A 7,877-nucleotide genomic window follows, 5' to 3' on the forward strand; every position below is an offset into this window, starting at 1 on the left:
AATATTATTGGGATAGTTATCAACACGTCTTCAATGATTAAGGATTTTGGCGGCTGGCGGCTCGGCTACGTATATCGTAAACGCGGTGCAGTTATCCAGCGGCACATTGCAGGTCTGGCCATTCTTTTCCACCACCGCGTGCATGATGTTGAGCCAGTCCTGGGCCGAACCGGCTTGCGCGGCCGCCTGCGCCATTTCGGCTTCGCTGATCCATTCCCAGAAACCGTCGGTGCACAGCAGGAAGGCATCGCCGTCCTGTATCGGCACCGGATCTTGGATCACTTGCGCCGGCGCGCTGCCCTCGACGCCGGCCGCGGCGCACAGGATGCTGCGGCGCGGATGACGCCGCAGCTGCTCGGGCGAACAATGGCCGGCATCGACGAATTGCTGGATCAGGCTGTGATCCTTGGTGAAGTGCAAGAGCTGGCCGCGGCGGAACTGATAGATGCGGGTATCGCCCATATGGCCCCACAGGGCGCAGCGGTTTTTCTGGTCGATCAGCAGCGTCGCCACGGTCGCGCTCATGTCTTTCAGGCGCGGGATCTGCCCCTGGCGCCGATTCAGCTGGGCCACCGCATAATCGAGATAGGATTGCAGCGCGCGCGGACCGAAGGAGGCTTCTTCGACAAACATTTCCATGATCGAATGCACCACCACGTTGGAGGCAATCTCGCCGCCGTATTCGCCGCCGACGCCATCCGAGACGATGATGCAGGTCAGGTCGTCCTGCTGCGCGCTGCCCCAGGAATCCTGGTTGACTTGCCGGCCGCCGGCATGGCTAAGCTGCGCCAGGCTCAGCAGCATCGGCGCTGCCGTGTTGCCGAGCAGGGACTGCTCAGGCATGCGGGGAAGCCTTCTTCAGCTTCTCGATCTTTCTCTCGTAAGCTTGCAAGAAGGCTTTGCCGAACAGGGTCTGGAAATCATCCTGCGACGCTTCGCCGATGATGCGCTGATAGCGCAGCACATAGGCATCCCACAGCTTGGCCTTGCGGGTAGCCGGCAGCAGCGTATCCAGCATGCCGCCTTTTTGCGAATGCCTCTCCATCACTTCCGGATTGAAGCGCTGCATGGTTTCGTTCATGGTGGCGCGCATGCCGGACACGACGGCAACCTGATGCCCGTGCAGATCTTCGTAGGCATCCTGCATGGCTTCGGTGGCGCCCATGAAGCCCGGCATTTTCTTGCGCAGCATCTGGATCAGCACGGTCTGGCTGTCCGGGAAGAACTTCAGCGGATTATTGTTGCGGACCACCACCTTGGTGACATCCGCATGCGCTTCGCGCTTCACCAGCGCGCGCGCGGCGTTCAAGTCAATCGCGCCTTGCACGGCGATCGCCAGCAGCTTGCCCACTGTTTCCATGAATTCCGGCGTCAGGCTCGGCGCCAGCGCCCCTGGCGTCAGGCCGGCGCCCTTCATGAAGGCTTGCATCAGCGCTTCGCTGGCGGCATTCGGTTCGACGGCAGGAGAGTTGTCGTCGGCGTGGTTCAGCGGCGCCGCTGCCGGGCTGGCGGGCACAGGAGCGGCCTGGCTTGCCGGGCGCGCCATCGTCGCAGCAGCGGGGGCGGAGGTCGGCAACGCGGCATTGGCGGTAGCGGCCAGCTCCAGGTTCAGTTGCGCCAGCGCCGCCAGGCGCGTCTCGGATACGCTAAGCAGCGGCTTGCTGGCATTGACTCGGCGCACCGGATTGGTCGAGGTCATGTCTGGGTTGTCCTTCATTAAATTGAGCTGCGCTTCAGCGCGCAACAGATACAGTCCAATCTGGATTTCATCGCCTATCTGCAGATCGACCTCGCACTCGACATCAATCTCATGGCCATTCAGCAGGATCGGATTGGCGCGGCTGAGATTGGTGATGGTCTGTCGGATGCCGTCGCTCTTGATTTCGGCCTGGGTGCGCGACACCAGGTTGCGCGGATCGGCCAGCACGAAATAATTTTCTTCGCTGCGGCCGAGGGTTTTCGGCTCACGGCCGAAGACGGCCGACATGGGCTGCTCGGGCGCCATGTTGTTGTAAGAAATAACACTAATTTTGATCATCGATGTGGTCCAAGCCTGGTTTTGCAGACACAGCGCAAACACCTGCGACCATGCGCAAATCGTGTGTACCTGTGACTGTTTGCCTGGCAGCAATTTCCATGCCCAAGCAAGGCTATCGAAAACTGGTCTGATAGGCCCGTAAAACCTGGTAATTGGACGGTTTCAGACCTGCAAAACTGCCCTCTCTTGTCATCCGTGGTGACATTTTGTGTCAGCTGGCGACGAGGCAAGCATTTGATGTCAATTTATCTACAGGCAGAAAATTCGATATGCGTTTCACCGCTGTCCAGGCCGAGGCAGGACGGATAAGGAAGAACAAGCAATGATTGAATCGTTAAAGCCAAGGCGGCCAAGGCGGCGCGCAGGCCGCCTCGTGCATCCCTACGCCGCCGGCGCGCGCAGCATGCTCTTGATGCCGCGCACCGCCTGGCGGATGCGGGCTTCGTTTTCAATCAAGGCAAACCGCACGTACTCGTCGCCGTATTCGCCGAAACCGATGCCGGGCGAGACGCACACCTTGGCTTTTTCCAGCAGCTGCTTGGAAAATTCCAGCGAGCCGAGATGCCGGTAAGCCTCGGGTATGCGGGCCCAGATGTACATCGAAGCCTTGGGAATGTCGACCATCCAGCCGGCTTCATGCAGGCCCTTGACCAGCACGTCGCGCCGGCTCTGGTATTTGGCGCAGATATCCTTGACGCACTGCTGGTCGCCTTCCAGCGCCGCGATCGCCGCCACCTGCACAGGCGTGAAACTGCCGTAGTCGTGATAGCTCTTGATGCGCGCCAGCGCCGCCACCAGTTCCTTGTTGCCGACCATGAAGCCGATGCGCCAGCCCGCCATGTTGTAGCTCTTCGACAGCGTAAAGAATTCCACCGCGACATCGCGCGCGCCCGGCACCTGCATGATGGAAGGCGCCTGCCAGCCGTCGAACACGATATCGGCATAGGCAAGGTCATGCACCACCAGGATGTTGTGTTCCTTGGCCAGCTTGACCACGCGCTCGAAGAATTCCAGCTCGACGCATTGCGCGGTCGGATTCGACGGGAAGCCGAGCACCATCATTTTCGGCTTGGGATAGCTTTCCCGTATCGCCCGCTCCAGCTCGGCGAAGAAATCCACTCCAGGACTCATGCGCACCGAACGGATATCGGCGCCGGCAATCACCGCGCCATAGATGTGGATGGGATAGCTTGGATTCGGCACCAGCACGGTATCGCCGCGGTCCAGCGTCGCCAGCATCAGATGCGCCAGCCCTTCCTTGGAACCGATGGTGACGATCGCTTCGCTATCGGCATCGAATTCGACGTCGTAGCGCTTCTTGTACCAATGGCTGATAGCCCGCCGCAGCCGGGGAATGCCCTTGGAGGCGGAATAGCCGTGGGTATCGGGCCGCTGCGACACCTCGATCAGTTTTTCCACGATATGCGGCGGCGTCGCGCCATCGGGATTACCCATCGACATATCGACAATATCCTCGCCACGCCGCCGCGCCGCCATCTTCAGTTCGGCGGTGATATTGAAAACGTAGGGAGGCAAGCGATCGATGCGCGAAAATCTGCGCGGAGTTGGGGATGCAGACATATTTTTCTCTCACGTAAGCGCCCGGAACCGTCCGAGCGACGTTGGAACGAGGATCCCGTTGTGCGGGTGTTCCAGCGATGATTCTAGTGAACAAAGGAAAAGCGCGCAACGAAGAAAATCACACGTGAACAAATTCAAAGAAGCCGGCCAATACGCTCTCCGATAAAAAGACAAGACTGGTGCTGCATAGGCTACATCGCTCCATAGCGATAACGGGACACCGCGACTGTGAATGTCAACAATGCATTTAAGGCAATTTAAATAGCGTCTGCTGTACCATAAATTCCTTCCATTGTTTTGGCTGTCGCGGGAGCGAATACATGCATGAATCAGCAGAAAAATTACCTTATTTCAAACCAGATCCATTGTGGTGGACATGGGAAAAACAAGAGGGAAGCAAGGGCTGCTACAAAGTGGATCAGGAAGAAATTTTCCTGGCGACCGACATGCGGCCGCCGCCCCTGCGCGATCAACCGCCGCCGGATCCTGTTGCACCGGTGGCAGCCGCGCCCAAGCCATTCAGCATTGAAAAAATCGGCTATCTGGGAGCAGCACTAGTCAAGCTGGCCGATTTTGTTGATTGGATGGAGGAACCGGCTCTTGTAAAAAAACCGCCCCCGCCGCCGGAGCCCGACGAAAAGACCTTGCCCGCGCCGGCCGTCAAGCGCATCAAGCCTTTCGATATCCAGGAAATTCCCTCCGCCATGGAAAAACTGGGCTGGAAAATTTCCGCGAAACTCATGCGCAAATGGTTTGCCGGCCAGCTGAATTACCCCAACAATGACGAGGGTGACGAAAAACAAATCAATCAACTCGGCCAGCCATTTCCACCATCCATGATCGATACCAGCACGATCACAATGGACTGGATCTTGTCGTTCCCGCGCGCACGAAGGAAATTCGAGGAGTTGCAGGGTAACGCTGTGATTCAAAGTACTGCGGCGCGTGATGAATTGAAAAAAATATGTCTCCGTCACCTCGCTTCCGGTTGCAAATACACACTCAATGCCTGGGAAGAAGTCGATCACGACATACAGCAGTTGCACCGGCAATACCAATTTCAACTCCACCAGGGCAGCGACTACGCGGCGGATAGCGCCGTCCTGCTACCACGCACGAATACCGCAGAAATAGGTGTGCCTGACGACCTGCTGGGAGCACTCGGCAGCTTTATGTTTTATGCCGCGCTGGGTTATGCACAATTCGAATGGCTGTCACCTAAAAAAGTCAAGGCGACGGTCACGCACATCGTCGTCTACATGAAGGATACCTACTCCTTTTACGATCGCTCTACACATGCGGGGTCGCAATATCTGGGTCATTGGAACCGCAACGGTGCACGCGTCGTGCCAGTCAATCTCGTGCTTTCTGTGAACAGAAAAAATAACTGGTTCGATTACCCGATCGCCACCAACCTTCCCTGGAAAACGACGAATGTGTATTACCCGGTCTATAACAAGGATTTCCGCAACTGGCAGAAAAAATACCAGCAAGGCGGCGACTTCCTCCTGTTTTCTGATCCCAAGACCATTCGGCTGACAACCCCGATCACCATGGAGCTGGCACCATAATGGATTTCTACAGTTTCGGAATGGCGCAGCTGTTTGTGATGGGTATGTTCTATGGACTCATCGCGCTTTCCTATGTGCTTTTCAGGACCCTGCGTTTTATCTTCTCCGCAAAACACGGACGGGCGCAACGGTCGTTACAGATGCTGAAAGTATGGCTGCAACGCATCACAGTAACGACGGTGACAGTGCTTGGCTTGAACTACGCCTGCGACGTCGAGCGGCGCAGTACGGCGCGTTCCTGCCGCACAGAAATATCGGATGCGGATGGCGGTCTGTATACTGCGGAACTTTGCTTTATTGACGGCCCCGGCAATGACTTCAATATACGGCTGCGTCTCTATTCAAACAGGGATGGCAATTTGCTGGCAGAGCGCACCTACACACATCCAGAACGAAAACTGACTTGGGCAATTGGAGGGGAGCGGCTGGTTTACAACACGGCAGGTAATGGCGGCTCTATCTCATTGCCCCCAAGCTGGATGGACAGAATGCGCGCCAAATTGCCATGACGGGTGCTGACGCCAATGTTGAATGTGCAGCCCGTTTGATCGCTCTGGCAATCGGGCCGTGCGCGCTTTTGTATGCTTTCATAAAAACACTACGCATCTCAACGAAATACCAGCAAGGCGGCGACTTCCTCCCGTTTTCTGATCCCAAGACCATTCGGCTGGCAACCCCGATCACCATGGAGCTAACACTATAATGAACTTCGACAGTTACGGAAACGCGCAGCTGTTTGTGATGGGTATGTTCTATGGGCTCATCGCACTTTCCTATGTGCTTTTCAGGACCCTGCGTTTTATCTTCTCCGCAAAGCACGGACGGGCACAACGGGCGTTACAGATGCTGAAAGTATGGCTGCAACGCATCACAGTAACAACGGTGACGGTGCTTGGCTTGAACTACGCCTGCGATGTCGAGCGGCGCAGTACGGCACGTAACTGCCGCACAGAAATATCGGATGAGGATGGGGGTTTATATAGCGCGGAACTTTGCGAAATTAACGGCGCCGGCAGTGACTACAGCATGCGACTGCGTCTCTATTCAAGCAGGGATGGCAGCCTGCTGGCAGAGCGCACCTATAAACATCCGGAACCAAAATTGACTTGGGCAATTGGAGGGGAGCGGCTGATTTACGGCTGGCCAAATAATGACAATACTATTCCATTGCCCCCAAGCTGGATGGACAGAATGCGCGCCAAACTGCCATGACGGATGCCAGCATCAATGTTGAATGTGCAGCCCTTTTGACCACTCTGGCAATCGGGCTCTGCGCGCTTTTGTATGCTTTTATAAAAATGCTGCATATCTCAACAAAGCAGAATCGCTTACCACGCACAGTGAATTTCATCCGGATGCTGCTACGACGTATTGCGATGATGTGCTTGCTGCTTACCGGCCTGCACTATGTGTGTTATGGAAAGGAGTACCTTGTCAGAGGACCATTCATTGTCCTCGGGCTGGCACTGGGTTGGTTGCTGATTTTACAGGTGACTTTTGAGACGTTGTTTCTTTCAAAAAGAAATCCGCCTGAAGATATAGCGTTGCCAACCAAGGCCACGTTGCGAAGAGAAATAATTGCGTTGGTGCTGCTGACGGTTTGTTTAAGTTATGCCTGGTTGGCTGAAACGCCGTTCATGCCAGTATTGCTTCTGCTTTCTGGCCTCTTGCTATGGAAATATGTACTTGCTTATGTTGTTTGCGCATCGTTGTTTTTTATTTTTTCCACAAAACAGGGACGTACGCAACGTGCCGTAAAAATATTCAAGGTATCCGTGCGTCGCTTGGCGGCCGCACTACTGGTAGTGATTGCGCTGGGTTATGTCTGGGACGTATTTCTGCGTATCGACGTGAAAGACTGTGAAGTAGAAATGTCGGAGCAGGACGGCGGATTGTATATAGCCGAACTATGTCATGCTGCCCCGTACGCGAAGCGATTGCGCCTCTATTCGAGCCGTGACGGCACCCTGCTGGCAGAGCGCACATTTTCGACTTATCGGGACTCAACCCTGACTTGGTGGGACGGACGGCTTAATTATGATTCAAATGATAATGTCGCCTTTATTTCCCTCCCTCCAAGCTGGATGGACAGAATGCGCGCCAAACTGCCATGACGGGTGCCAACGTCAATGCTGAATGTGCGGCCCTTTTGATCGCTCTGGCAATCGGGCTGTGTGCGCTTTTGTATGCTTAACAAAAATGCCGCATGCCTCTAAAAAACAGAACCGCCTGCCACACGTCGTCAATTTCATCTGAGTACTGCTGCAGCACATCGCGATGATGTGCTTGCTGCTTGCCCCTTTCTTGCGCCTGGCGAGGGGGCGAACAAGAAAAGGAGACTGGCTGCCGGGCTACCCCGGCAAGCGTCCACGGAGTAGCGACTGTTTTAATTACGCACTAACCGTTCTTAGCATGCCACCGCATTCACTCCGTAGAACGTCAAATGGGGTCAGAGTAATTTTCGCAAAGGACGCGAAAAAAAACTCTGACCCCATTTGACTCCGCGTCGGCTGAAAGAACGGGGTTGTGGCTTTTGAAGTTGTAGTTGTAGTTGTAGTTGCATTTGACGTTTGGGTTGTTTTTGAAGTACCCCGCATTGAGACGTTGCCAAATCCGGCGCGTGTCAGCCGGGTGGGGGACATGTTTGAGCCGAAGGCGAGTTTTGTCCCCCACCCGGCTGGCATGCG

At 55.6% G+C, this 7,877-nt stretch carries 7 protein-coding genes; 4 read left to right on the forward strand and 3 right to left on the reverse strand.

The window, feature by feature from the left end:
- Window positions 1-30: 30 nt before the first annotated feature.
- From KHU30_RS14035 to alaC, 3 genes are all read right to left on the reverse strand, one after another.
- Window positions 31-843 carry a PP2C family protein-serine/threonine phosphatase gene (locus KHU30_RS14035; RefSeq protein ID WP_211443211.1) on the reverse strand — a complete coding sequence of 271 codons (813 nt, stop codon included), beginning with the start codon at window positions 841-843 and terminating at the stop codon, window positions 31-33.
- Complete coding sequence (gene tagH, locus KHU30_RS14040; protein WP_211443212.1) at window positions 836-2,038, reverse strand: type VI secretion system-associated FHA domain protein TagH; 1,203 nt, start codon at window positions 2,036-2,038, stop codon at window positions 836-838. Before tagH ends, KHU30_RS14035 begins: the two co-directional genes overlap by 8 nt.
- 381 nt (window positions 2,039-2,419) lie before the next feature.
- Complete coding sequence (alaC, locus tag KHU30_RS14045; protein ID WP_211443213.1) at window positions 2,420-3,619, reverse strand: alanine transaminase; 1,200 nt, start codon at window positions 3,617-3,619, stop codon at window positions 2,420-2,422.
- A gap of 320 nt (window positions 3,620-3,939) precedes the next feature.
- On the opposite strand from alaC, the gene KHU30_RS14050 reads away from it, so the two are divergent.
- The 4 genes from KHU30_RS14050 (at window position 3,940) to KHU30_RS14065 (ending at window position 7,304) form a co-directional block, all read left to right on the forward strand.
- Entirely contained in the window at window positions 3,940-5,190 is a 1,251-nt protein-coding gene (locus tag KHU30_RS14050; protein ID WP_211443214.1) for a DUF6402 family protein, read from the forward strand.
- Complete coding sequence (locus tag KHU30_RS14055; protein ID WP_211443215.1) at window positions 5,190-5,699, forward strand: hypothetical protein; 510 nt, start codon at window positions 5,190-5,192, stop codon at window positions 5,697-5,699. The genes KHU30_RS14050 and KHU30_RS14055 overlap by 1 nt, the downstream gene beginning before the upstream one ends.
- Window positions 5,700-5,892: 193 nt before the next feature.
- Window positions 5,893-6,402 carry a hypothetical protein gene (locus tag KHU30_RS14060; RefSeq protein WP_211443216.1) on the forward strand — a complete coding sequence of 170 codons (510 nt, stop codon included), beginning with the start codon at window positions 5,893-5,895 and terminating at the stop codon, window positions 6,400-6,402.
- Window positions 6,399-7,304: a hypothetical protein gene (locus tag KHU30_RS14065; protein ID WP_211443217.1), complete on the forward strand. Its 906-nt coding sequence runs from the start codon at window positions 6,399-6,401 to the stop codon at window positions 7,302-7,304. The genes KHU30_RS14060 and KHU30_RS14065 overlap by 4 nt, the downstream gene beginning before the upstream one ends.
- Window positions 7,305-7,877: the final 573 nt, after the last annotated feature.

This window comes from Collimonas humicola (assembly GCF_018304945.1).
GTDB classification, from domain to species: domain Bacteria; phylum Pseudomonadota; class Gammaproteobacteria; order Burkholderiales; family Burkholderiaceae_D; genus Collimonas; species Collimonas humicola.